Source organism: Faecalispora anaeroviscerum, from assembly GCF_947568225.1.
Taxonomy (GTDB): domain Bacteria; phylum Bacillota; class Clostridia; order Oscillospirales; family Acutalibacteraceae; genus Faecalispora; species Faecalispora anaeroviscerum.
This window is the reverse complement of sequence record NZ_CANOOQ010000001.1, coordinates 2101781-2126747: the sequence shown is the minus strand read 5'-3', so window position 1 is coordinate 2126747 and position 24967 is coordinate 2101781. Positions and strand designations below refer to the sequence as shown.

General features: G+C 51.4%; 19 protein-coding genes. 15 read left to right on the top strand and 4 right to left on the bottom strand.

Translation table 11 applies throughout. From position 1 onward, the window contains the following. Positions 1 to 28: 28 nt before the first annotated feature. From QOS46_RS10545 to secA, 13 genes are all read left to right on the top strand, one after another. Positions 29 to 955, top strand: a complete 927-nt coding sequence (locus QOS46_RS10545; protein WP_283609554.1) for a carbohydrate ABC transporter permease — start codon at positions 29 to 31, stop codon at positions 953 to 955. A gap of 36 nt (positions 956 to 991) precedes the next feature. Further along, on the top strand, positions 992 to 1834 hold the full coding sequence (locus QOS46_RS10540) for a carbohydrate ABC transporter permease (RefSeq protein ID WP_283609553.1): 843 nt from the start codon (positions 992 to 994) through the stop codon (positions 1832 to 1834). 33 nt (positions 1835 to 1867) lie between these two features. Beyond that, entirely contained in the window at positions 1868 to 3697 is a 1830-nt protein-coding gene (locus QOS46_RS10535) for a sensor histidine kinase (protein WP_283609551.1), read from the top strand. Continuing rightward, positions 3690 to 5294: a response regulator gene (locus QOS46_RS10530; RefSeq protein ID WP_283609549.1), complete on the top strand. Its 1605-nt coding sequence runs from the start codon at positions 3690 to 3692 to the stop codon at positions 5292 to 5294. Before QOS46_RS10535 ends, QOS46_RS10530 begins: the two co-directional genes overlap by 8 nt. Positions 5295 to 5887: 593 nt before the next feature. Next, complete coding sequence (gene hrcA / locus QOS46_RS10525; protein WP_283609547.1) at positions 5888 to 6913, top strand: heat-inducible transcriptional repressor HrcA; 1026 nt, start codon at positions 5888 to 5890, stop codon at positions 6911 to 6913. 67 nt (positions 6914 to 6980) lie between these two features. Continuing rightward, positions 6981 to 7571, top strand: a complete 591-nt coding sequence (grpE, locus tag QOS46_RS10520; RefSeq protein ID WP_283609546.1) for a nucleotide exchange factor GrpE — start codon at positions 6981 to 6983, stop codon at positions 7569 to 7571. Positions 7572 to 7668: 97 nt separating this feature from the next. Next, complete coding sequence (gene dnaK, locus QOS46_RS10515) at positions 7669 to 9522, top strand: molecular chaperone DnaK (protein WP_283609544.1); 1854 nt, start codon at positions 7669 to 7671, stop codon at positions 9520 to 9522. Positions 9523 to 9750: 228 nt separating this feature from the next. Next, positions 9751 to 10893, top strand: a complete 1143-nt coding sequence (gene dnaJ / locus QOS46_RS10510) for a molecular chaperone DnaJ (RefSeq protein WP_283609542.1) — start codon at positions 9751 to 9753, stop codon at positions 10891 to 10893. Between the two features lie 316 nt (positions 10894 to 11209). Beyond that, positions 11210 to 11815: a hypothetical protein gene (locus QOS46_RS10505; protein WP_283609540.1), complete on the top strand. Its 606-nt coding sequence runs from the start codon at positions 11210 to 11212 to the stop codon at positions 11813 to 11815. Positions 11816 to 12562: 747 nt separating this feature from the next. Further along, positions 12563 to 12871, top strand: a complete 309-nt coding sequence (locus QOS46_RS10500) for a hypothetical protein (protein WP_283609538.1) — start codon at positions 12563 to 12565, stop codon at positions 12869 to 12871. Between the two features lie 93 nt (positions 12872 to 12964). Next, positions 12965 to 13204, top strand: a complete 240-nt coding sequence (locus tag QOS46_RS10495) for a hypothetical protein (RefSeq protein ID WP_283609536.1) — start codon at positions 12965 to 12967, stop codon at positions 13202 to 13204. Positions 13205 to 13289: 85 nt separating this feature from the next. Continuing rightward, positions 13290 to 13577 (top strand): hypothetical protein, encoded by a 288-nt coding sequence (locus QOS46_RS10490; RefSeq protein WP_283609533.1) that lies wholly within the window; start codon positions 13290 to 13292, stop codon positions 13575 to 13577. Positions 13578 to 14042: 465 nt separating this feature from the next. Next, the gene (gene secA / locus QOS46_RS10485; RefSeq protein ID WP_283609532.1) at positions 14043 to 16787 is read left to right on the top strand and encodes a preprotein translocase subunit SecA; all 2745 of its coding nucleotides are present in this window, start codon (positions 14043 to 14045) and stop codon (positions 16785 to 16787) included. Positions 16788 to 17348: 561 nt separating this feature from the next. Here secA and QOS46_RS10480 read toward each other — a convergent pair. The 3 genes from QOS46_RS10480 to QOS46_RS10470 form a co-directional block, all read right to left on the bottom strand. Then, the gene (locus tag QOS46_RS10480; RefSeq protein ID WP_283609530.1) at positions 17349 to 18797 is read right to left on the bottom strand and encodes a YdbT family protein; all 1449 of its coding nucleotides are present in this window, start codon (positions 18795 to 18797) and stop codon (positions 17349 to 17351) included. Beyond that, a complete protein-coding gene (locus QOS46_RS10475) occupies positions 18790 to 19224 on the bottom strand; it encodes a PH domain-containing protein (RefSeq protein WP_283609528.1) in 435 nt (144 codons plus the stop codon). Before QOS46_RS10475 ends, QOS46_RS10480 begins: the two co-directional genes overlap by 8 nt. A gap of 152 nt (positions 19225 to 19376) precedes the next feature. After that, the gene (locus QOS46_RS10470; protein ID WP_283609526.1) at positions 19377 to 20012 is read right to left on the bottom strand and encodes a Crp/Fnr family transcriptional regulator; all 636 of its coding nucleotides are present in this window, start codon (positions 20010 to 20012) and stop codon (positions 19377 to 19379) included. A gap of 275 nt (positions 20013 to 20287) precedes the next feature. Here QOS46_RS10470 and leuC point away from each other — a divergent pair, with 275 nt between their 5' ends. Together leuC and leuD are read left to right on the top strand one after the other, a co-directional pair. Beyond that, positions 20288 to 21553, top strand: coding sequence for a 3-isopropylmalate dehydratase large subunit (gene leuC / locus QOS46_RS10465; protein WP_283609525.1), 1266 nt, complete (start codon positions 20288 to 20290; stop codon positions 21551 to 21553). A gap of 13 nt (positions 21554 to 21566) precedes the next feature. Beyond that, entirely contained in the window at positions 21567 to 22052 is a 486-nt protein-coding gene (leuD, locus tag QOS46_RS10460) for a 3-isopropylmalate dehydratase small subunit (RefSeq protein ID WP_283609524.1), read from the top strand. Positions 22053 to 22718: 666 nt separating this feature from the next. Here leuD and QOS46_RS10455 read toward each other — a convergent pair. Continuing rightward, positions 22719 to 24791, bottom strand: a complete 2073-nt coding sequence (locus QOS46_RS10455) for an elongation factor G (protein WP_283609523.1) — start codon at positions 24789 to 24791, stop codon at positions 22719 to 22721. Between the last annotated feature and the right edge of the window lie 176 nt (positions 24792 to 24967).

Here is a 24967-nt window from a genome sequence, read left to right as displayed (position 1 = left end):
CAATGCTTTGAAAGGAGGGCCGGAATCGATGAAAAAGATCAGGGCAAAAAGGGACTTAAAAGAGAGCCTGCAAATTTACGGGATGCTGGCGCCGAATCTGTTTCTCTTCCTATTGCTGTCCGTATACCCAATTATCTGGACCTTCCGGTTCATGTTTTATTCTTATGGGGGCCTTGGTACCGGAGTGCCCGTTTTTATCGGGTTTGACAATTTCAAGCGCCTGTTTACCAACGACCCCGTTTTTTGGACGTCCGTGACAAACACCTTCATCTATGCGGCGGGTAAAATCGGGCTGGTGATTCCGCTCGCTTTTTTCTCGGCGCTGATGCTGAACCAGAAAACATTAAAGGGCGCGGGCTTTTTACGCGCGACCCTGTTTTTGCCCACCATTATGAGCTCCGCCGTGATGGCGCTGGTATTTTATCTGCTGTTCAATGTTTATAATGGCGAGGTCAATAAATATATGATGAAGCTTGGTCTTTCGGAACTGCCCTTCAACTGGCTGGGGCAGGAGCACGCCATGCTGACGGTGATTATCATCGGCATCTGGGGCGGTCTGGGCAATTATATGATCTATTTTCTGGCCGGGCTTCAGGGGATTTCAGAGGAGACCTATGAAAGCGCCAATCTGGACGGCGTGAACTGGTGGCAGCGCATCTGGTACATTACCCTGCCGATGCTTGGCCCCATCCTGAAAATGATCCTGATGCTCTCGATCGTCATCGCGTTCCAGGATATGAGCACTGTGATGGTTCTGACAGAGGGCGGCCCCGTGAACGCAACCATGATCATGTTCCTGTACGCGTACCAGTTCTTCTTCCCAATCGCGCCCGGCTCCATGATCGTCACCCAGTTCGGTTACGGCGCCGCGGTCAGTGTTGTAGCCGCGGGGATCGTTGGTATTGTGACAGTTGTTTATCTGGTGTTTGCCAGAAAGCTGGATGATCTGTATTGAGCGTAGGGGCTTATCCCGGAAAGCAGGTGGAAAAAGATGCGAAAAATCGGAATTTTGCTGGGAAGGCTCATTTCCTGGTCGATCATACTTGTACTGATCGTCTTTACGGTGTATCCTGTATTATATGCATTGCTTGGTTCGCTGAAAACGAATGCGGAGCTTAATCTGGGCAGCTCGGTGTTGCCAGCGGTTCCTCAGTGGGAAAATTATTACACCGCCTTCGTGAAATCAAATTTTTTGGAGTATGGTAAAAACAGCCTGATCGTCAGCTTGGCCACCATGGCCCTGGCCGTGGTAACGACCTCGCTTTCCGGCTACATACTGGCCCGGTTCGATTTTGTTGGCAAGCGTTTAATGATGGTTTCTTACGGCGCAATGATGTTTGTTTCGATCGGCTCGGTTGCGCTGTTCCCAATTATGCAGCTACTTGACAAGGTTGGCATGAGCAAATCGATGCTGTCTTTGGTACTGGTGCTCACCGGCGGGCAGATCGCCAATGTGTTTCTGGTGATGGGCTTTGTCAAGGGCGTGCCGAAGGAGCTGGATGAAGCCGCGCGCATTGACGGCTGCAGCATTTTCAGAACCTGGTGGCAGATCATTGTGCCTCTGGTACGGCCGATTCTGGGTGTGGTAGCGCTTTTTACCTTCCGCAATACATGGAACGATTACATCACCACGTTGGTTCTTACTATGTCGAACAAGCGCCTCACAACTCTCACGGTGGCGGTTGTTCAGCTGAAATACAGCGTGTTTGCCGCCGCGGAATGGCATATCATGCTGGCGGGCGCGTCGCTCGCGATTATTCCTGTGCTGACCCTCTATTTCTTCACGAATAAACAATTCATTGCGGGGCTTACGGCCGGAGCCGTAAAGGGTTGAAATCTGCAAAATTGAAAAGCCGGGGAGATTCTTATGATTCATCATTTTAGGAGCATGTCTTTAAGGAATCGAATTATTCTTTTAAGCGTCGCTCTTTCTGTGACTGTATCGGGAATCTTCTCGGTTTCTTATTATCGCAACATTTCGCGCGATTTGGAACAAAGCCTTTCCGACCACGCCATGTCCCTGTCGTTTCAGATTAGCAAATATATGGATGAGCGCCTGCGCTCGATCATCAACAGGGTGTACACGCTGGTGAGCGGTCCGTCGTATACCACCACTCTTCGGGAATATCTGTTGGGGAACAACGAGTATCAGTATGCGCTGACCATGACCCGCATCAACGGGTTTATTTCAGAGATCAAGATGAGCGACCCCTTTATCAGCTCGGTGTATGTGTACACCCCGAAGGGAACCTTTTACGACCTTGCGTCATACCCGAAAATCGGGTTTGATTTTCTCAAATCCGACCTGTACCGGGAGTATTTGCAGAACGGAGGTCCTACCCTCTATAAAAGCGCAAAGAGGCAGGACGAGATTTTCAAGGGAGATAAATATGTCATTCCGCTCGTGGTGCGGGTGAACATTTCCGGGTATTTCGGCGAGGTATACCTAATCATCAACATCGACAGCAATGAAATGGACAAATACCTCTCCAAAAGCATCATCGGCGGCGAGGACGTTGTGGTGGTTGACATGGAGAAAAGGCTGATCGCCTCAAATCGAGATGTAGACACACAGGCGTATTTGGAAAGTCTTACAATACACCCCAAGCTTTCTCACTGGAACGAGAACAACCGAGACTATATTGTTTCGGCCGACTGCCTGGACACCAGCAACTGGGTGGTGGTCGTATTTTCCGATAAATCCCAAAATAACGCCGCGCTGGGCAGCAGCCGGTATCTTGTCGCGTGCCTGATTCTTCTTTCGGCGCTGATTGCGGGGGCTTTCTCGCTGTTTTTCTCCATCCGGATCATCCGCCCGCTGGAGCAGCTCCAGCAGTCGATGCTGGCGGTGACAAAGGGTGATTTTACCCGCCGCTATGAGTACAGCTATAACAACGAAGTGGGCCGGCTGGCCCGGTGCTTTAACGACATGGTGGAGAAGTTGGGAAACCTTGTCTGCGAGCTGAACCTGACCATTGAGCAATTGAAGGTGGAGAAGGAGAACGTCAAGCGCGAGCAGACCCTAAAACGAAAGGCTGAGCTAAACGCCCTGCAGGCACAGATTGACCCCCATTTTCTGCATAACACACTCAATTCAATCATCTGGCTGGCAGAAGAGGGGAAATCCGAAGAAATCAGCACCCTTTCGGCGGAGCTTGCCCGGTTTTATGAATACCGAATTCGGGGTACCAAATCTGTGATTTGCATTCATGATGAGATCGAGCAGGTGAAGAGTTACCTGGCAATTCAAAGAATCCGCTACGGAAATTCCATCAGCTATTATTTTGAGCTGGACGAGAGACTGATGGACCGCCTGATTCTCAAGCTGGTGCTGCAGCCTTTGGTGGAAAACGCCATTTTCCACGGTGTGCAGAGCAGCGACAGGCCACAGAAGGATATTTCCATCCGCGTCCGGGAGGATGAGCAGACCAATATTGTGCTGGAGGTGCGCGATAACGGCGCGGGCATTGAGCCGGAGCAGCTAAAAAAGATCAACGAGCAGCTTTCAGTTTGCAGCTTTGTCCCGAAGGACGGGTACGGAATTTATAATGTGAACGAGCGCATCAAGCTGTATTTCGGTGAGGAATACGGGCTTTTATATGAGAGTGAGGCCGGAAAATGGACCAAGGCGATCCTGCGCATTCCACAGTGGGAGCCTCCCGAGCCGCCGAACAGCGAGGAGAATTTCGATGGATAACAAATACAGCCTGCTGATTGCTGACGACGACGAGATTACCCGGGAGGGCATTCGTAAATACCTGCTGAGGCAGTTCCCCTGCATCGAGTCTGTCTGGACGGCCAAGGACGGCCTGGAGGCGTATGAGCTATTCGAGCAGAAGCGTCCCGACCTTATTTTTACAGATATTGCCATGCCGCGCTGTGACGGCCTTGAGCTGATTCAGACTCTGCACCAGAACGGGTATTCGCCGAAAGTGGTCATCATCAGTGCGCACGAGAACTTTTCCTACGCGCAGAACGCCGTGCGGCTGGGTGTGGGGGATTACCTGATCAAGCCGATTCTGCCGGCCCAAATCAAACAGATCACGCAGAAGCTGCTGGATGAAATCATCCAGCACGACATGTTTTTGAATAACATCAACGAAATGATGAACAAGTACCAGAAGAACCTTCCCATTCTGCGGGAGCGATTTTTTCATTCCATCCTTCATGAGGAGCTGAGCGAGGAGCGGATTCTGGAAAAGGCCCGGCTGGTTGATCTGGACCTGACGGGCAAAAGCTATACCGTGGCGGTTTTGAAGGTAAGAGCCCATGCGCAGGAATCCCAGAGCGAGGCAGAGCAGTTCGCCAATTTCTTCCCGGCTGTGATTGATACCGTCTTTCCACCCGAAATACGTGTGTATCACAGAATACTCGGCAGCTCGGACGAGGTTCTGATCCTCGTTTCCGATAATCCCGATACCAATCAGCTGTTCCGTTCGGTCAATGCCTCCCTGAACAAATTTTTGGCCAGCGCAAAAAAATATACCGGCCTGCTGGTGAGCGGCGCGCTCGGCCGCCAGTACAACAGCGCGGAGGGAATTCGTACCTCCTATCGGGAGGCGGTCAACACGCTCCTGTCCGACGGTGGGCAGCCTGCGGATTCCATCCGCAATTATGAGGACATTTCTCCCAACCTCGACCAGGAGTTCCGGATGGACAGCGAGCTGGAAAAGAACCTGCTGCAAAGCGTGAAATATCAGTCTTACAGCCATTGCCTCGATCTGATCGACCGCATGGCGGAGCAGGCATCCGGCTTTGACAATGTCAAATTCGAGTATATCAAAACGTATTTTCTGAAGCTGACGGTGCTGATCTTACGGGAGCTTCAGGTCACCTATGCGGAAAAAGCAGACCTGCCCGTCTATTTCGATGGCCTGTTTGCCACGCAGGATATGGAGAGCTGCCTAAGCTGGTTCAAGCTGTTCATCTGCAACGTTGTCTCGCGTTACCAGAAGCTCAACCAGGAAAAGGGGCATTCCCTCGCCAATCGCGCCAAGCATATCATCAGCGACCATATTGCCGACAGCAGCTTCAACATCGACGACGTTGCTTCGGTGCTGTATATCAGTTCCAATTACCTGCGCCAGATTTTCCGGCAGCAGTCCGGCGAGTCCTTTGTGGAGTATCTGACGCGCATCCGCATGGAAAAAGCCCTGAAGCTTCTTCAGGATCCCGCCGCCAAGCTGAAAATACAGGAAATTGCTGAGCAGACGGGCTTTAATAACCAGCGCTATTTTTCGGTCTGCTTTAAAAAATACTATGGCAAAACGCCCACAGAGGTTCGCGGGAATTAACCCTGCGTTTTATGTTGCGCTTTGTTTGAGAAATATGTGTAGAGAAACGCCGCCCGGCCTTTGCCGAAGCGGCGTTTCTCTTGCAGCTACTCGCAGCCGGAAAAATATTTAACCCTTACCGAGCGCGCTCGTTGGCTAGGAGAAGAGCCGCCTTACGGTCAGCTTTTGTTTGCACTGTCGGGGGATTGTTCCCCAAACGGATTCCAAAGGTGTCCTTTGGAAGGTCTTTGCTTACTTTCGTCCTTTCACGAAATTAAGTGCCTGCCCCGGCATGAAGGGCAAGCTTTGCGCCAGCAGAATTTCAACGTGAGGCAGCTCATAGAAAAAAACGCTTTTTCATATCAAAACCAAAAAGGAAAATATGCTCTATTTAAGAAATATGTCATTTAAAGAGGAATCTTTCAAGGAAACAGCAAAGGGCGAAAATTTACCGCTTTAGCAAAAATCAGGGAATGTTGCGGCTTTTCCGGCACACATTAATAATTAATTTACATTTGAAATCTTGACAATACCGGGCAGGAATGATAAATTAGTAAATAGGAGTTAGCACTCAAAAGCATAGAGTGCTAAAATCTAAAAATGAGGTGAGGGGAATGGAGCTGAGCGACAGAAAACTGAAGATCCTGGCGGCGATTGTAGATGCTTATGTGAAAACCGGCGAGCCGGTTGGGTCGAAAGCGCTGGCTGCTGATTTGAGTGTTTCCTCCGCCACTGTAAGAAACGAAATGGCCGATCTCGCGGAGATGGGGCTGCTGGAGCAGCCGCATACCTCCGCCGGTCGGATCCCTTCCCAGAAGGGCTACCGCGTTTATATCGACCGGGTGATGAGCCTTCGGCCCGTCACGCAGGAAGAGCAGCGGTATTTGGATGGGATGCTGTTTTCCAGCGCGTACGACCAGCAAAAGCTGCTGGAGGGGGTATCGCAGATGCTGGCGGGGCTTACCCGCTTTGCGGCGGTTTCCACCGCTCCGTCAGGCAAAACGGCGGATATTCGCGCTTTGCAGTTTGTGCAGACGAGCCGCAGAACCGCGATGCTGATTCTGCTGACCTCAGCGGGCACGATGAAACACCAGATTTTCCGGTGTGAATTTGATTTGTCGCCCGAGATTCTGCGGGTATTTTTCCGGGTGCTTAATGAGCGTTTGGCCGGTGTGCCTGTGGCCGCCGTTACTCCGGCGTATATTCAGACCCTGGCCGCTTCTCTCGGCGATTTAACGGTGCTGATGTCCTCGGCGCTCATGGCTCTGCTGGAATCCGCGCAGGAATCTGTTGAACCGGAGGTTCGCCTGAACGGGCAGATGAATCTGCTGTTCCACCCCGAGTTTGAGCGCGGCAACGCCCGCCGGGTGATGGATTTTCTAGAGCGTCCGCAAGACCTGGCGCAGCTGCTGTTGCAGCCGCAGAAAGAGGTTCGCGTGATGATCGGGGATGAAACCCGGCATCCTGAGCTGCGGGAATCGAGCATTATTGTGGCACAGTACACAATCGACGGCCAGCGTGCCGGCGCCATTGGCATTATCGGCCCCACCCGCATGGATTACGCGGGGCTGATTGGCAAGATGGAATACCTGTCCCACACGGTGGGCAGGCTCCTGACGGAGCTTCGTCAGGAAGAATAGCGAAACAACTGAATTGAAGATAGAATCACGGGCTGCCGCGGGACGGCAGCGGAAAGGGGCAATCTCCTTGAGCAAACAGGATGCCGTAAAAAAGGCGGCGAAGCAGGCCGAAGAGGCCGCAGATACACAAAAGGAAAAAGAGTTCAACGCGGCGGAGCAGCCGCAGGCGGAAACACCGGGAACCGATTCGGGTGACGCACAGCTGAAAAAGCTGCAAGAGCAGCTGGAACAGTCCTCTGCCGAGCTAGAGAAGCAAAAAGATCTGCTTCTGCGCACCGCGGCGGAATACGATAACTACCGCAAGCGCACCGAGCGCGAAAAAACAATGGTCTATACAGATGCCACAGCGGATACGATTGAAAAGGTTCTGCCGGTCTGCGATAATCTGGAGCGGGCGTTGGCTCAGCAGGGCGGCTCCGCAGAGGATCTGCGCAAGGGTGTTGAGATGGTTCTCGGCCAGCTGAACGGCGCGCTCTCTAAAATGGGCGTTGCGGTCATCGGGCTTCAGGGAGAACCCTTTAATCCGGAGATACACAATGCCGTGTCCCATATTGAGGATGCGAACCTGGGCGAAAATGTGGTGGCAGAGGTGCTCCAAAAGGGCTACCGAATCGGGGAGCGTATCATTCGCCACGCGATTGTTCAGGTAGCCAACTGATCCCCCTGTTTCAAGAATCCGCTGCGATTTGCCGGCGTTTGTCGAAATCCGGCTTGATTTTAAAAATGAATAACCTAACTTTTTGGAGGTAATAAGTATGTCAAAGACAATTGGTATCGACTTAGGTACAACCAACTCCTGCGTAGCTGTCATCGAAGGCGGCGAGCCTGTCGTCATTTCAAACGCGGAAGGCGCACGCACCACTCCCTCTGTGGTTGCATTTTCCAAAACCGGCGAGCGTATGGTAGGCCAGGTGGCAAAGCGCCAGGCCATCACCAACCCCGACCGCACCATTTCTTCGATTAAAAGAGAAATGGGCAGCGCGTATAAGGTAAATATCGACGGAAAGAGCTACACCCCGCAGGAAATCTCGGCGATGATCCTGCAAAAGCTGAAGGCAGACGCGGAAGCATATCTGGGCGAGCCTGTTACCTCCGCAGTCATCACGGTTCCGGCTTATTTTACAGACGCACAGCGCCAGGCAACCAAGGACGCGGGTAAGATCGCCGGCCTGGATGTCAAGAGAATCATCAATGAACCGACTGCCGCGGCTTTGTCCTACGGGATTGACAAGGGCAACGACCAGAAGGTAATGGTATACGATTTGGGCGGCGGCACGTTCGATGTGTCCATCATTGAGATGGGCGACGGCGTACAGGAGGTTCTCGCTACCGCCGGTAACAACCGTCTGGGCGGCGACGACTTCGACAAGCGCGTGATGGACTGGATGGTCGATAGCTTCAAGAAGGAAGCCGGAATTGATCTGAGCGGCGATAAAATGGCAATGCAGCGCCTGAAGGAAGCTGCCGAAAAAGCGAAAATTGAGCTTTCCGGCATGACCTCCGCTTCGATTAACCTGCCGTTTATTACGGCTGATTCCACCGGACCGAAGCATCTGGATTTGACCCTCTCTCGCGCAAAGTTCAATGAGCTGACCGCTGATTTGGTTGAAAAGACCATGGGCCCCGTGCGCCAGGCACTGCAGGATTCCGGCCTTCAGATTTCCGAAATCAGCAAGGTACTGATGGTTGGCGGTTCCTCCAGAATCCCGGCGGTACAGGATGCGGTTAAGAGCCTGATCGGCAAAGATCCGTTCAAGGGCATCAACCCCGACGAGTGCGTTGCCATCGGCGCCGCGCTGCAGGCCGGTGTTCTGGGCGGCGAGGTTCAGGGCCTGCTGCTGCTGGATGTCACTCCCCTTTCGTTGGGCGTTGAAACCATGGGCGGCATCATGACCAAGATCATTGAACGCAACACCACCATCCCGACCAAGAAGAGCCAGGTATTCTCCACCGCGGCGGATGGTCAGACTCAGGTAGAGGTTAATGTGCTGCAGGGTGAGCGTGAATTTGCCCGCGACAACAAGCAGCTGGCTCTGTTCAAGCTGGACGGCATCGCTCCTGCTCCCCGTGGAATTCCCCAGATCGAGGTTACCTTTGACCTTGATGCCAACGGCATCGTCAATGTATCCGCAAAGGATCTTGGTACCGGCAAGGAGCAGCACATCACGATTACCTCCAGCACCAACATGAACAAGGACGAGATCGACAAGGCTGTGAAGGAAGCGGAAAAGTTTGCCGCTGAGGATAAGAAGCGCCGCGAAGAGGTCGACACCAAGAACGAGGCCGAAAACCTGTGCTATTCTGTTGAGAAGCTGATCTCCGACAGCGGCGACAAGCTGGAGGAGGCCGACAAGACCGAACTGAACCAGAAGGTTTCGGAGCTGAAGGGCATGCTGAACTCCGCTTCCGTCGAGGAGCTTAAGCTCAAGACGGAAGATCTGCAGAAGAGCCTGTACGCGGTTTCTGAGAAGCTGTATAAGGCTGCTGCACCACAGGGCGGCGCTCCGGCTCCCGATATGGGCGGCCAGCCCCAGCAGGACCCGGCGGCGGGCGACGGCCAAACGGTGTACGATGCGGACTTTAAAGACGTGGACGACAGCCAGAAATAATTCCGGTATTTTCAACCCGGTGTATTTTGTGGTATAATAGCCGCAAAACGGAAAAGATTCCTTCGCGGCACGCCGCCGAGGGATGAACGAGTAACACAGCTGATTGCGAAGGGTGGCCTCGGCCGCCCTTCGTCGGGTATGCCGCTTAGGGTGGGTATCCGGCGCAGAAATCCAGGGCAGGCGGGGGAAGACTTCTCTGCTTGCCGCACCATGTGGGAGTGACTTGGCTTGGCGGAAAAAAGGGATTATTATGAGGTAATGGGCGTACCCAAGAATGCCTCTGACGACGAAATTAAAAAGGCTTACCGCAAACTGGCAAAACAGTATCACCCTGACCTGAACCCGGGGGATAAAGCGTCAGAAACGAAGTTTAAAGAGGTCAACGAGGCGTACGAGGTCTTGTCTGATAAAGAGAAAAAGGCGCGGTATGATCAGTTTGGCCATGCGGGGGTAGATCCCAACTTTGGCGGCGGCCCCGGCGGCAGCCCCTTTGACGGCGACATTGATCTGGGCGATATTTTCAATAGCTTTTTCGGCGGCTTCGGCGTGGGTCGCAATGCAAACCCCAATGCTCCCCGGCGTGGGCGCGACGCGCAGGCGTCGGTCACGATCTCGTTTGAAGAGGCCGCGAAGGGTACCAAAAAGCAGGTTTCTTACCAGCGGATTGAGTCGTGTCAATCCTGCGGCGGCTCCGGCGCGGAAAGCGGAACAGAATCGAAAACCTGCCCGCAGTGCGGCGGTACCGGCCAGGTGCGGGTGAGCCAGCGCACGCCGTTCGGCGTGGTGCAAACCTCCCGTGGGTGTGACCGCTGCGGCGGCAAGGGCAAGATCATCGATCATCCGTGCAGTACTTGCAGCGGTGCGGGGCGCGTGAGAAAGACGAAAACGCTCGAGATTTCGATCCCGGCCGGCATCGACGACGGCCAGACCCTCAACGTGGGCGGGCATGGCGACGCCGGAACAAACGGCGGCCCGTCGGGTGACCTGCATGTGTATATTACCGTGCGTCCTCACGCGATCTTTGAGCGCCGCGGCAACGATGTGTGGTGCGAAATGCCCATCACCTTTGCACAGGCGACTCTGGGCGCGGAGGTTGTGGTTCCCACGCTCGACGGCAAGGTCAGCTATCAGGTGCACGACGGTACCCAGCCGGGCGATGTGTTCAAGCTGCGCGGCAAGGGAATCCCGAATATTCAAGGCCGCGGGCGCGGCGACCAGTATGTGCGCGTGACGATTGAGGTGCCGAAGAACCTGACGGACCGCCAGAAGGAGCTTCTCAAGGAGTTCGACAGCACCGCAGATGACCGCAACTACCAGAAACGCAAGAGTTTTTTCGATAAGATCAAGAATCTGTTCGATACAGAGAAATAAAAGGGCGGGCGCTGTGCCCGTCATTTCAAATGCTAAAAAAGGCTTCGCATTCGCGAAGCCTTTTTGCTGTTTCAGGCCAGATGGTACGAAAAAAGGGCTCCCAAAAATTATTTTTAAATTTTTTGGAAAAATCTGTAACAAATCGACCCTCTAAAACGTTATGTTAATGAAGGCTGTTTGAAAAAAAGATTTTGGGGCTGTGATTTCGTTTGGAAAGGAGGCCTGTGTGCGGTTCCCAATTTTCAAAAGCCTTCGATTTCGGCAAGATTTGATAGATGTAAAAAATTAGTTGTGTTTTTTCGAAAGGAGATTTAAAATGAAAAAGATATTTTCTTTGCTTCTAGCTACTCTTGTTGTCTCGTTAAGTTTTTCATTTCCCGTGTCAGCAAAAAATACTGAAAGCGAGTCTAAGGTTAATACGCAGGCCATTAACAATATTGAACTGGAGTTTGATGTTAATGAACTTAGTTCGAAAGTTATTAAAGTGGTTATTGAGAAGGATTCTAATGGAAATTATATAACGAGAAAGGTTACTGGTAGCGAGGCTGATCTATCTAGAACAATTGAAACGCAGAAACAGAAATCTAAGATTGTTGCTGAATTTCATGTAGGGCTGTCTTGTGGACCTACACGGCTATCGAATTTATACTGGGAGGCGAAAGGAAATCAGTTAACACGTGTGTCTGCAGATGGGTATTGCAAATCAACTTCCATATTAAATCCCGAAGCCTATTTTAATGGTTCATTACAAGGATACAGCGACTTAAGTGGACGATATAATCGCGCAGGAGGAACGAGTGCTAATTTCACTATTCCAAAGGGGATAACTAAGGTTAAAGTTGGCTGGAAAAACGCATATATTACTACCGTAGAAGATGGTAAAATGTCAGTTGCAAATAATTCAAAATTGGTGAGTTTATAATGATTTTAACCAGACAAAACATCTTAGAATTGATCCATGAATCGGATCTACTGCAGGATTTAAAAAATACTGATAGTGGGCCGACTTCTATCATCGTGTCTGTTAATAATAAACACATAACATTACATTTACAACAATTTGGCAATGTTATTATAGTAAGTAGAGGAAGATTCTTAAAACGGAGACATAAGTTTTCTTTACAAGAATTGTCCAATTTTTCATAATAGTAACCCCCGTAACCGGATTTATGAATAGGTCCGTAAAAAACGGACAGTGGCAAGCCCCCCAATTATCTGCTTTTTGGGTAGATTGGAACGTACAAAAAGGCAAAGCCTTTTTCTTTACTTCTATGGAGCGGTATTCATTATTGGATGCTTGGCAGCATTTTTTCAAGTAAAACCGGTAGCTCTCTTTTATCAGTTGTTCTCAATGTTTTAAGGTGGAAATCATAGCAAAAAGGCTTCGCAAACGCGAAGCCTTTTTGCTATTTCAGGGCAGATGGTACGAAAAAAAGACTCTGAAAAAATATTTTTAAATTTTTTGGAAAAATATGTAACAAATGGACCCTCTCAAACGTTATGTTAATGAAGGCTGTTTGAAAAAAGAAATTCGTGCTGTGATTTTGTTAAGAAAGGGGGGGGGCTGTGTGCTGTTTCCAATTTTCAAAAGCCTTCGATTTCGGCAAGATTTGATAGATGTAAAAAGGTCAATTGGGACTTTTATTATTAATTGTTGGGTGTTATATTTATGAATGAAAAATTGCAAAAGTGGTGGTATCTTTTAGCGTATCTTTTTATCGTGTATGTACTGCTGTCCGCTCTTTACCGTATTTTGAGAGCAACAGACGTTTTTGATCTGGCGGTGCTGAGGTCTTTTCTTTTTTGGCCGCCTTTGGCTCTGCTCTGCGCCATCTTCTTTTTCTCTCTTTGGCTTTATCAAAAGAGCGGGGAGGATCGGAGTAAATACATGCAGGATAAAAAGTTTGTACGATTGTTCTTTTTCATTGGTTTTGGATTGGCAGTTGTGCTTTCCATAATAACAGATTATTTGGTTTGATCTGAATATTCTGCTGTACACTTTTACAGTAAAATGGTAGTTGTTTTTCATGAGAAAAACCCTACTCATTTAAGAAAGCAGGTGCGTTGTATTTTGACAAAGAAAACGATTTATTTATTCTGTGCGCTTGCAATCGGTATTCTGATCGGCATTTCTTACCCTGTATTTCACGTAAGCTTAAAAACCGCTCAAACGCTTCTTTATGTTTATATTATTGCAATCGTGGCGGTTAACACCGTTCGCTCTTACCGTAAAAAGGAAACGGCGGCTGTCGTATTGAACATTGCAGTCATTTTGCTTGCGTTATGGTTTATGATCAGAATGTATTTGTAAATTTGGGAAAGCTTTGTTGCGCCCAGTAAGGGTCGTTTTCAACACAACGACATGCCAATTAAAGCATCTCAAAGGGGGCGCAGTGATGAACAAAAAATACTGGCTAGGCATCCAGCAGGAAATACTAGAAGAAAAAGGAATTTATAAGTTGTGGTTTTTTTTATTTATAGTCTGTTTTATTATACACGGTGATCCCGCGGCATTATGGTATTTTGTGCCTCTTGTTTTCTCTATATTATCATTGGGATTTTTGGGAGTTATTTGGCACGTATGCAAGCAAGAGCGGTCACGTAAAGAAAGCCGAGAGCTGTTTTTTAATATTATCATTTTTATTGGAGGCGCTGTTATATCTCTTTTCCGCATGCTGCAATAAAAGTACCCGGCCTATATCCATACACTTTTGGGATATAGGCCGGGTCTCTTTCTGCTTTTTAGCAGGTTATTTATTTTTATCAATGTAAATATTGAGCGCCTTTATCCATCTTAGACCAAACCCAATTGCCGCAAGGTATAAAAATATGCGGAGTAACGATTCAATTCCTGCCAGAGAAGACAGCCATAAAAATAAATTTATAGAAAAACCTCTCATTCCAAGACGAAGAATAGAACTACGATACAACAAATATACCATGAACCTGTGGGTAAAACAACAGAACAAGCGGGTTTAATTGCCAAATAAATAAAAGCAAAAATGGCGCTCTTGCTGGCAGAAACTGTTTGTTTACACAATCTTCTTTTTTTTTAGCCAGTGCTATGTTATAATCATAAACGTATACGTATGAAGATCATCTGACGAAACCGATTTGTTTCGTCTTTAAATTGTGTTGAGGTGAAGACGATGAATGTTTTAGCCAAGTTCTTTGGTAATTACAGCAAACGTGAGCTGAAGCGAATTCAGCCCCTTTGCGATGCTGTTCTGGCGTTGGAGGAAAAATACAAAGCCATGTCGGACGCCGAGCTGAAAGCGCAGACTCCCGCGCTGAAGGAAAGGCTCGAAAATGGCGAAACGCTTGACGACATCCTGCCCGATGCGTTTGCCGTTTGCCGGGAAGGCTCTGCCCGTATTTTGGAGATGCGCCATTTTCCGGTACAGATCATTGGCGGCATCGTGCTGCACCAGGGACGCATCAGTGAAATGAAAACCGGTGAAGGTAAAACTCTGGTGGCAACTCTGCCGGCGTATCTGAATGCGCTTTCCGGCAAGGGTGTGCATGTGGTTACGGTCAACGATTATTTGGCCCGCCGCGACTCGGAGTGGATGGGCAAGGTGTACCGATTCCTTGGCCTGACCGTCGGACTGATCGTTCACGATATGGACAACGATCAGCGCAAGGCCGCCTATGAGGCGGACATCACATACGGCACCAACAACGAGATGGGCTTTGACTACCTGCGCGACAACATGGTGATCTACAAAGAGAATAAGGTACAGCGCGGCCACAACTACGCGATCGTCGATGAGGTGGACTCCATTCTGATTGATGAGGCTCGCACACCTTTGATTATTTCGGGCCAGGGGGATAAATCCACTGAGCTGTATGCACTGGCCGACCGCCTTGCCAAGCAGCTTAAGATGGTTCGCGTGGCTGAGGTGGATGAAAAGGAAGACAACGACGAGCTGTACAAGGAGTATGACTACGTCGTCAACGAAAAGCTGAAAACCGCTTCTCTCACCCCCTCCGGTGTGAAGAAGGCGGAGCAATATTTCCAGATTGAGAACCTGACCGATGCGGAGAACCTGACGATCCAGCACCACGTGAATCAGGCCATTAAGGCGAACGGTGTGATGCGCAACGATATTGACTACGTCGTGAAGGACGGCGAGGTTATCATTGTGGATGAGTTCACCGGCCGCTTGATGTATGGCCGCCGCTATAACGAGGGACTGCACCAGGCCATCGAGGCAAAAGAAGGGGTGGAGGTTGCCCGCGAGAGCAAAACGCTGGCTACCATCACATTCCAGAATTACTTCCGTCTGTACTCGAAGCTCTCCGGTATGACCGGTACGGCCATGACCGAAGAGGAGGAGTTCCGCGAGATCTACAAGCTGGACGTAGTGGAGATTCCCACCAACCGTGAGCTTGCGCGTGAAGACTTGCCCGACGTCGTCTACAAGACGGAGAAGGCGAAGTTCGACGCCGTGATCGAGGACGTGGAAGAACACTACAAAAAGGGACAACCCGTGCTGGTTGGTACAATCTCGATTGAAAAATCCGAGATTCTCAGCAGTATGCTCAAGCGCCGCGGCGTAAAGCATGAGGTGCTGAACGCGAAGTACCATGAAAAGGAAGCTGAAATCGTTGCGCAGGCCGGTAAAAAGGGCGCCGTGACCATTGCCACCAATATGGCAGGGCGCGGTACCGATATTATGCTGGGCGGCAACGCCGAATATATGGCAAAATCCGAGATGCGCCGCATGCAGTTCAGCGAAGAGCTCATCAGCGAATCTACCGCGTATTCCGATACGCAGGACCCCGAAATTCTGGAGGCCCGCAAAACCTTTGTGGAGCTGAATGAAAAATTCAAGGATCAAGTCCGGCCCATAGCCGAAGAGGTCTGCTCGTTGGGCGGCCTTTATATCATCGGCACCGAGCGCCACGAATCCCGCCGTATCGACAACCAGCTGCGCGGCCGTGCCGGTCGTCAGGGAGACCCCGGTAAAAGCCGGTTTTATATTTCGTTGGAAGATGATCTGATGCGTTTGTTCGGCGGTGAGCGAATCTCGAATTTGATGGATTCCCTCAAGGTGGAAGAGGATATGCCGATTGAGGCGGGTATGCTCTCAAAAACCATTGAAAGCGCCCAGCGCAAGGTGGAAGGCCGTAACTTCGGCATCCGCAAAAACGTTCTGCAGTACGACGACGTGATGAACCGTCAGCGCGAGGTCATCTACAAGCAGCGCGACCAGGTGCTGAACGGCGAAAATATTCGTGGCCAGATCATCACGATGATCGAGCAGGCGATCGATACCAATATTAAGCGCTACCTGCCGGAGGACCAGCTGCATGATGACTGGGATTTCAAGGGCTTGCGAGACCACTATATGGGCTGGCTGCTGCATGAGGACGACCTCAACTTTACACCGGAGGAGTTGGAAGACCTTGACCCCGAGTTTGTAAAGAACGAGCTGCTCCAAATTGCAAACCGCATGTACGAGCAGCGTGAGCAAGAGTTCAGCCCAGAAATTGTGCGTGAGCTGGAGCGTGTGATTCTGCTTAAGAATGTTGATACCCTGTGGATGGATCATATCGACGCGATGGAAGAGCTGCAGCGCGGTATTCGCCTGCGCGCCTATGCCCAGCGTGACCCTGTGGTGGAATACCGCATGGAGGGCTTCGATATGTTCGACTCGATGATCGCACAGATCCGTGAGAACACGGCCCGCATGATGCTGACGGTTCGACTGCAAACGAAGGAAGAGCCGAAGCGCGAAGAGGTGGCGAAGCCCACAATGGCCACGGGCGCGGGTGATGGCAGCGAAGAAAATCACCCCGTGGTGAACGGTAAAAAGGTTGGCCGCAATGATCCCTGCCCCTGCGGGAGCGGTAAAAAATATAAAAAGTGCTGCGGCCGTGAGGAATAATTCGCAATCACTATAGGGTTAGAGGTTTCTTTCTCCCGCCACAGATGGGAGAAAGAAACAAAAACGGGATTGCTTTCATTTAGGATAGAACAGAAAAAGGCTTACCCATTCGGGCAAGCCTTTTTTCTGTTGATAGAGTTATTTCTCACTGGGTCTGTGGGTTCGCATGTAACCGTTCTCATCTGCCCGAGCGCTATTTATGGCAGTACCCTGCTTTGGACTTGTCCTCGTCTTTCAAGACAGAGTTTTTGCCTGTTCTCTTTTTCTTACTACTTTTTGAATATTTTTGAAAGTTTTTTATAGATAACACAAAAACTATTGCAATATTTTTTTAAATCAGTATAATTTATATTAGATGCCGGGTCAGGGATGCTTTCTGTTCCAGCCCCCTCTAGTTGGAATACCCACCGGTTTTCGTTTGATTACTCTCTCTTTTTTAATATCAGGGCGCCGCAGGTGATGCGGCGCCCTGATATTTTTATGCCGGATTTTTTATGGATTGCCGGTTTGGGTGGAGTGGGGAACAGAATCAGAGATGCTCCTATTTAATTCAATTATGGTTTATTGCCGTTCTGTTTTTTCCGGGGTAAAAGAGAGCTGTTCAACATCGCTCAGGCGAAAATGGCGCAGGTCAAAGCAGGCACCCTTTTCGGTGCCAATGCACAGCCGTACACTGCAGCGACCGCTGCGTTGCTGGAGGGGATTCTGACGGATTACCACAGCCTGTACCGCGCTCTTGGGGATTACCGCCGTAAACAACTGGTCGCTCACGTAGCTGCAGGCGGCAATATGGGTATTGTCTTCCGCCAGAAAGGAATTGCGGTACGCCGCCGTGCGCAGAAGCAGGTGATACAAAGGGAACGCCAGCAGAAACAGCACCAGCGGTGAAAACAAGGGGAGATACCGCACGAACAGCAAGTAAAGCGTAATAATTGCAGATGCGTGCAGCAGCGGCACCAGAAGGAAGCTCATCAGCGTGTTTTTGGGCGGGCGAATGAGTTTCATTCCCTCACGCGAAAAGAAATACGACGATTCCTTTGGGTAGAAGTGAGCAAGGTGGTACCGCAGCTCGCGGGTGTTTGCGGCAGCCATTAGCAGACTGCGGTCTCCTTTTTCTTTGCCGGAGCCAATCGTGTGCAGGTATACTGATGAAAGATGCATTAGGCGCATCACCAGCGTCTGGCGGATCGCTACCGCACGGATGGCCTGATTGGTGAGCAGCTGCCGGCTGCGAACGAGCATCCCGCGTGAAATCATGGTGCCGGTGGGGCAAACGCCCGCGGTGAAAAAAGCGTAACGAAAAAACTGCACCAGAAAGGCACAGAACCATCCAAGCCCCATCAGCCAGCCGATGATGGCGACTGCGGGAGGCAGCCCCCAGGCAATCAGCCTCTGAACTTGATTCACGCTTTCATAAATTCCGTACAGCTGCCGGGTCAGTTCTTCGCCGAGCAGCTTCCCGGCGCGGTCGAGCAGAATGCCGATCAAAAGCAGGCCCGAAGCCGGGTTTGACCACGAAATAGCCATCAACACCACGCGCACGGGGCTTGCTTTATAGCGGTGCGTAATTTCTCCACGCAGCTCATCCCACCACGCCATCGGTGCTTTCTTTTTGAGGAGCAGCGTCAGGCTGGGGCGCTTGGCGTTCGCGGCGGGGCTGTCAAGCATCACCTGTGCCGCGCCAAACAGATCGAGAACTGGGTTTAGTCGCAAAAAGACCGAAGCAACGCAGTCGGCTGGGAGAATACGGTGCTTTTGAAAAAACAGCCCGCTATTCCAATATAAAATAGAAAGGCTGTGTCCGTTTTCCTCTACGGCGGTGAAGCCGTACTCGCAGCTGAGGTACTGAAAGCAGGAAATTCCCACGACAGCCACCACGCCGGGTAGGCTGCTCCACGCCACCTCGGAAAACGGCGCACGGAACACAGCCTGCAGCAGTGGGACAATCAACAGAAAGAAAAAGCGGGAGAGGTAGTTCCAAAGCGTGACAACATGCGGGCGTTTAGTCATCGGCGGCCTCCTCAATACAACGCAGCAGAGCGCGGGCATCAGGCTCTGCCAGCTGCCGCAGAGAGATTGGTGCGCCGACCGGACGCACGGAGAGCGTGCAAAGCCCCAGCAAGCTTTGTAAAGGGGTGTGAGAGATGGATGCCGTGAGAATTGTTTCGAGCCGCAAAGAGATGCACACCGAAAACAGTACGCCCGACCGCCAAGTGAGGCGACCGTTTTGAAGACTGGCCGAACCGGAGCGGAACAGGCGCGGGGTATACCAAAAAAAATACAATAAGTATATTACAATACTAATAATACACAAGAGAATGCCTGTAGTTGGGAATAGGGCTGCAAGAATACCGCACACAAAGCACACGGGCAGCGCGGCCAGTGTTCCCCGAATGCGCCACAGGCGGATGCAGTTTTTTCCAAGCCTGAATTTCAAAGCAGATCACCCCAGATTATTTTCCCCAAAATTGGTGGATTATCAAACTTTCATGCCGGAGGGAGTCGCCGGTGGATGAAAGAAGCTAACAACTCCAGTCAAATAAAAATAGTTGCTGCACCGCTCATTGAGGCAGAGACATCTCATTTTCGTTAGGAAAGCGCAAAGTGTAATAAGGCTTCCAGATTTAAAATCAGGATGCTCCGGTACTGGGTTAAAATCCAGCCGCGCCGCGCCAGTTCACCCAAAACACGGCTCACCGTGACGCGAGAAACGCCCGCCATGCTGGCTAAATCCTCATGCGAGCAGGAGATCGGTTCGCCGCCGCGCCCGCCCGAAAGCTCGGTCAGAAGCTTCGCGATGCGCCGGTCGGCCTGCAAAAAAGTCATGTGATCCACCTGATTCGACAGCATGCGCACCGTTTTGGAGAAGAGGTGCAGCAGCTGAAAGGCGAGCATCGGCTCCTCGCGAAAGCACTCAAGCAGCACCTCACGGCTGATGGGGATGATCTGCGATTTTTCCAGTGTGCGGGCCGAAGAGACGCGGGGCAGGCCGTCAAAAAAGGCCGCCTCGCCGAAAATGTTCCCCTGCTCGAGCAGGGTCAGAGTTTTTTCCTGACCGTTTTCAGAGCTCATGAAGATGCGCACCCGGCCGCTTTTCAGGTAGTAAAAGCGTTCGGCCAGCTCGCCCTGTCGGTAGATCATCTGGTTCCCCGGGTACAGCCGGGGGCTTTCTCTGCGCCCTAATACCTCCCACAAGCTTTCCGCCGCCCATTTTGCCTGCTCCATCTGCCGTCCCTCCTTGCGATTACAATTCATGCGGTTCCCCATTCCCAAAAAAGCAAACGCTTTGTGTTTTAAGTAAATTGAGGATTCAAGCAATCTCGAAAAATATTTTTTTAATTGTAACACGCTTTACATTCTTTGTGCAAGAACTATGCGATAATAGAGCCAACACAGAAAAGCTCGCTGTTCTTTTCCTCAGCCAAAGACGAGTGAAGGGGAGAAGAAAGCGTTTGAAAAAGGCTTTGATTAAACGAACAATCAGGGGAGGGTTTGAACCGATGGGCATGACAATGACGCAAAAAATTTTGGCGGCGAAGGCCGGCCTGCCGCAGGTAACGGCGGGGCAGCTGGTAGAGGCATCGCTGGATCTGGTTCTGGGCAACGATATTACCAGCCCGGTGGCCATCAACGAGTTTGAAAAATGCGGGGCCACAGGCGTTTTTCACAAGGATAAAATTGCGCTGGTGCTCGACCATTTTACGCCGAATAAAGACATTAAGGCGGCGGAGCAATGCCGGCAGACCCGCAATTTTGCGGACCTATACAACATTACGAACTTTTTTGACGTAGGACAAATGGGCATTGAGCATGCGCTTCTGCCGGAGCAGGGCTTAGTTGGCCCGGGCGACTGCGTGATCGGCGCGGATTCCCACACCTGCACCTATGGCGCTCTGGGCGCGTTTTCCACCGGCGTCGGCTCTACCGATATGGCGGCGGGCATGATCACCGGCAAAGCCTGGTTCAAGGTGCCGGGCGCGATTCGCGTGGTACTCAAAGGCAAGTGTCCGAAATGGGTTTCCGGCAAGGATGTGATCTTGCACCTGATCGGTCAGATCGGCGTGGACGGCGCTTTGTACCAATCGCTGGAATTTACGGGTGATGGCGTAAAATCCCTTTCGATCGACGACCGCCTGTGCATCGCGAATATGGCGATTGAGGCCGGAGCGAAGAACGGCATTTTCCCGGTGGATGAGATCACGCTCGCCTACTGCAAGAATCGTTTTCAGCGCGAGCCGGTGATTTATACCGCCGACGAGGACGCGCAGTACGACAGTGAGATTGTCATTGACCTTTCTACCCTGCGGCCCACCGTGGCATTCCCGCACCTGCCGGAGAATACCCGCACCATCGACGAAGCGGGTACGGTGAAGATTGATCAGGCGGTGATCGGCTCCTGCACGAACGGCCGCATGGAAGACCTGCGTGCCGCGGCGGAGATTTTAAAGGGGCGCAAGGTGAATAAACGCGTGCGCTGCATTATCATTCCCGGTACGCAAAGCATTTATCTGCAAGCGATCCGCGAGGGTCTGGCAGAGATTTTCGTAGAAGCCGGAGCGGTGTTCTCCACCCCCACCTGCGGGCCGTGCCTCGGCGGGCACATGGGGATCCTCGGCAAAGGGGAGCGGGCGGTTTCCACTACAAACCGCAACTTTGTGGGCAGAATGGGTCATATTGAGTCTGAGGTGTATCTGGTAAGCCCCGCAGTGGCGGCGGCCAGCGCCGTTACCGGAGTATTGACCGACCCCGAAACCCTGGCACAATAAAGGAGGATACAGAATGAACGCACAAGGAAAAGTACACAAGTACGGCGATAACGTAGATACGGACGTCATTATTCCGGCGCGCTACCTGAATACCTCATCGCATCAGGAGCTGGCGCAGCACTGTATGGTAGACATTGACGCGGATTTCGTCAGCCGGGTAAAACCGGGGGACATCATGGTGGCAAATAAAAATTTTGGGTGCGGCTCTTCCCGTGAGCACGCCCCCATCGCGATTAAGGCGAGCGGGATTTCCTGCGTGATCGCCGCGACCTACGCGCGCATTTTTTACCGCAATTCCATTAACATCGGCCTGCCGATTCTGGAGTGCGAGGCGGCTGCCCGCGAGATTCAGGCGGGTGATGAGGTCAGCGTGGATTTTGACACCGGCGTTATCCGCGACCTCACCACGGGCAAAATGTATCAGGCCCAGCCGTTCCCTCCGTTTATTCAGAATATTATCTCAAAGGGCGGGCTGCTCAATAGCATCACAAATGCGTAAATATTGGAATGCCAATTTAAAAAAGTCACTCGTTTCCTGCCTCGCCGTGGGCGGGGCAAGAAACGGTTGTATTATTCTCTTGACAACCCCCGGCTCTGCCGGGGGCAGATGCTTTAGCTTTGCTCAATCCCTTAGCCCTTTTGTTGTCCTATAGGTGACAATGATTAACAGGGCTATAATTATACTGCCGTTTTAACGGCGGTAGGGCGAATGATGCAGAAGAAAAATCCTTCGATGCGTCTTTAGATGCTTGCCGGTATGAAGCCCTTCTAGGGCTTTCCCAAGCCACCAGCTTAGCTGGTGGTCCTGACTTGGTATAAGGTGATTTTAAAGTGCATTGACAGTGGCTAACACATTTACAGATCGTTACACAGCAAGGGCGGGGATTCTTTCGAATCCCCGCCCTTGCTGTGTATGATTAGGAGTGCATCATCGAATTTGATGCATTAGGAGAAAGCGATTATACTTATCTTCCAATCGGGAATCAAAAGGAGGGGTTCTTTAAAATTCTTGTCCCCAGAATTGATTCTCTATTAATATAACGTTTTAGGACCCCGTTTTGTTACAATATATTCCAATAATTTTAAATTAATTTTTTTTGATAAAAAAATATCCGAACCATGGCCCTCAGTGGCTATGGTTCGGATGTACTCTTATCAATTAAATTTATTCAGATTTTTCCGATGCTTTGGCCGCTTCCACTACTTTTTGAGCCACCTGCGCGGGGGCTTCTTCGTAGCGGGCAAAGGTAAAGGTAAAGCTGCCGCGACCCTGGGTTACCTGGCGAATAAAGGTGGTAAAGTCGTGCATCTCGGCCATCGGAACCTCGGCCTCGACTACCTGCATTCCGTCCGAACCGGGGTTCATGCCCAAAACGCGCCCACGGCGTTTGTTTACCTCGCCCATCACGTCACCGGTGTTGGAATCGGGCACTGTTGCGTTGAGTGTACCGATGGGCTCCAGCAGAACCGGAACCGCCTGCGGCATACCGGTTTTATAGGCGACCGCAGCCGCAAGCTTGAACGCCATTTCAGAGGAATCCACAGGATGGTATGAGCCGTCGTACAGCGTTGCTCTCAGGCCTACCACCGGGTACCCAGCCAATGGGCCTTTCGCGATGCACTCGCGCAGACCTTTTTCCACGGCAGGGAAAAAGCCCTTTGGAACTGATCCTCCGACCACGCGCTCGCCGAATTCCAGGCCGTCGCCGTCGCAGGGCTCAAATTCGATCCACACGTCGCCAAACTGGCCATGCCCGCCGGTCTGCTTCTTGTGGCGACCCTGCACCTGTACCTTTTTGCGGATGGTCTCGCGGTACGGCACGCGCGGTTCTGTCAGCGTGATTTCCACGCCGAACTTACTTTTGAGCTTCGATACCACAACATCCAAGTGCTGTTCGCCGAGGCCGGTGAGGATCATCTGGCGGGTTTCAGAGTTGTTGACAAAGCGCAGAGTGGGGTCCTCCTCCAAAAGGCGCAGGATGCCCTGTGCAATCTTGTCCTCGTCACCCTTGGCTTTCGGCACAATCGCCATCGAAAGAGTGGGCGCGGGGTAATCCACACCCTCGAGCACAACCTTACGGGCGGGCGAGCAGAGTGTGTCACCGGTGCCGGTGCCCTGCAGCTTCGGCACCGCGCCGATATCGCCGGCTACGAGCGCCTGTGACTCCTCCTGCTTTTTGCCGCGGATGGTGACGACCTTGCCGATTCGTTCGGGATTGCCGGATCTCATATTGACCAGCGGCGTGTCCGTCGTAATTTTGCCGGAGATTACTTTGAGGTAGGAAAGCTTGCCGATGAACGGGTCGGCAATGGTTTTAAATACGATTGCGGCGGCCGCGCCGTCTTCGTTGGCGGAGAGCTCAATCGGGTTACCGTCTACATCGATACCCAGCTCGCCGCTCTTTTCTTCGGCGGAGGGGGCCAGCCAGATCAGGCCGTTGAGCAGCTGCTCAATGCCGTAGGTGAGCTGGGCATCGCCGCAGAACACCGGGCTGATGGTACCGTTCTTCACGCCCTTGCTCACGCCGACAATCACTTCTTCCGGCGTGAACTGCTCGCCGGAGAAATATTTTTCAAACATTTCTTCGCTGGTTTCGGCCACCGCCTCATAAATCGCGGTGCGCAGGCCGTCCAGACGGTCACCCATGTCCGGCATCGGCACCTCGACGGGTGTGCCGTTCTGGTAGCGATATGCCTTATATTCCAGTATGTTCACGTAGCAGTCGGCATTGCCGTCTACAATATAGGGAACGACCACCGGGCATACGGAGGGGCCAAAGCTGGCTTTCAGGTCTTCAAATACGCGGTAGAAGCGTGCGCTTTCGTCGCACAGCCCGTTGACAAAGAAGATTTTAGAAAGCTTGCGGGCGGTTGCCGCCTGATTTGCCTTTTCGGTTCCAACCAGCACGCCGGATTTGCCGGAGACCGTGATCAGAACGGAATCTGCGGCGCGAACCGCTTCATAAAGCCCGCCCTCAAAATCGAACAGGCCAGGAGTGTCAATCAGATTAATCTTGTGATTTTTCCATTCTAACGGAGCAACGGCTGCGCCCACGGAAGCCTTACGGCGGATTTCCTCGGGATCAAAATCGCAAACTGTGCTTCCTTCCCCTACCTTTCCCAACCGGTCGGATGCGCCGGACAAAAACAGCAATGCCTCTGCCAGCGTAGTTTTTCCCGAGCCGCTGTGGCCCGCAATTGCAATGTTCAGAATGTTTTTTGCATGATACTGCTTCACTTGGTAAAACTCCTTTCAAGATGCCCCAGCGGGGCAGTAGGGTAATGCCGGGTATCGTTCTGTGCAAACGGTATATAATTAGATATTACCTACAATCCAATCCCGGTTATTTTTTACAATTATATCCTATTTTCACAGAGGAAGCAATGCCTTCCAATAAATTAGACGCTTTAAAT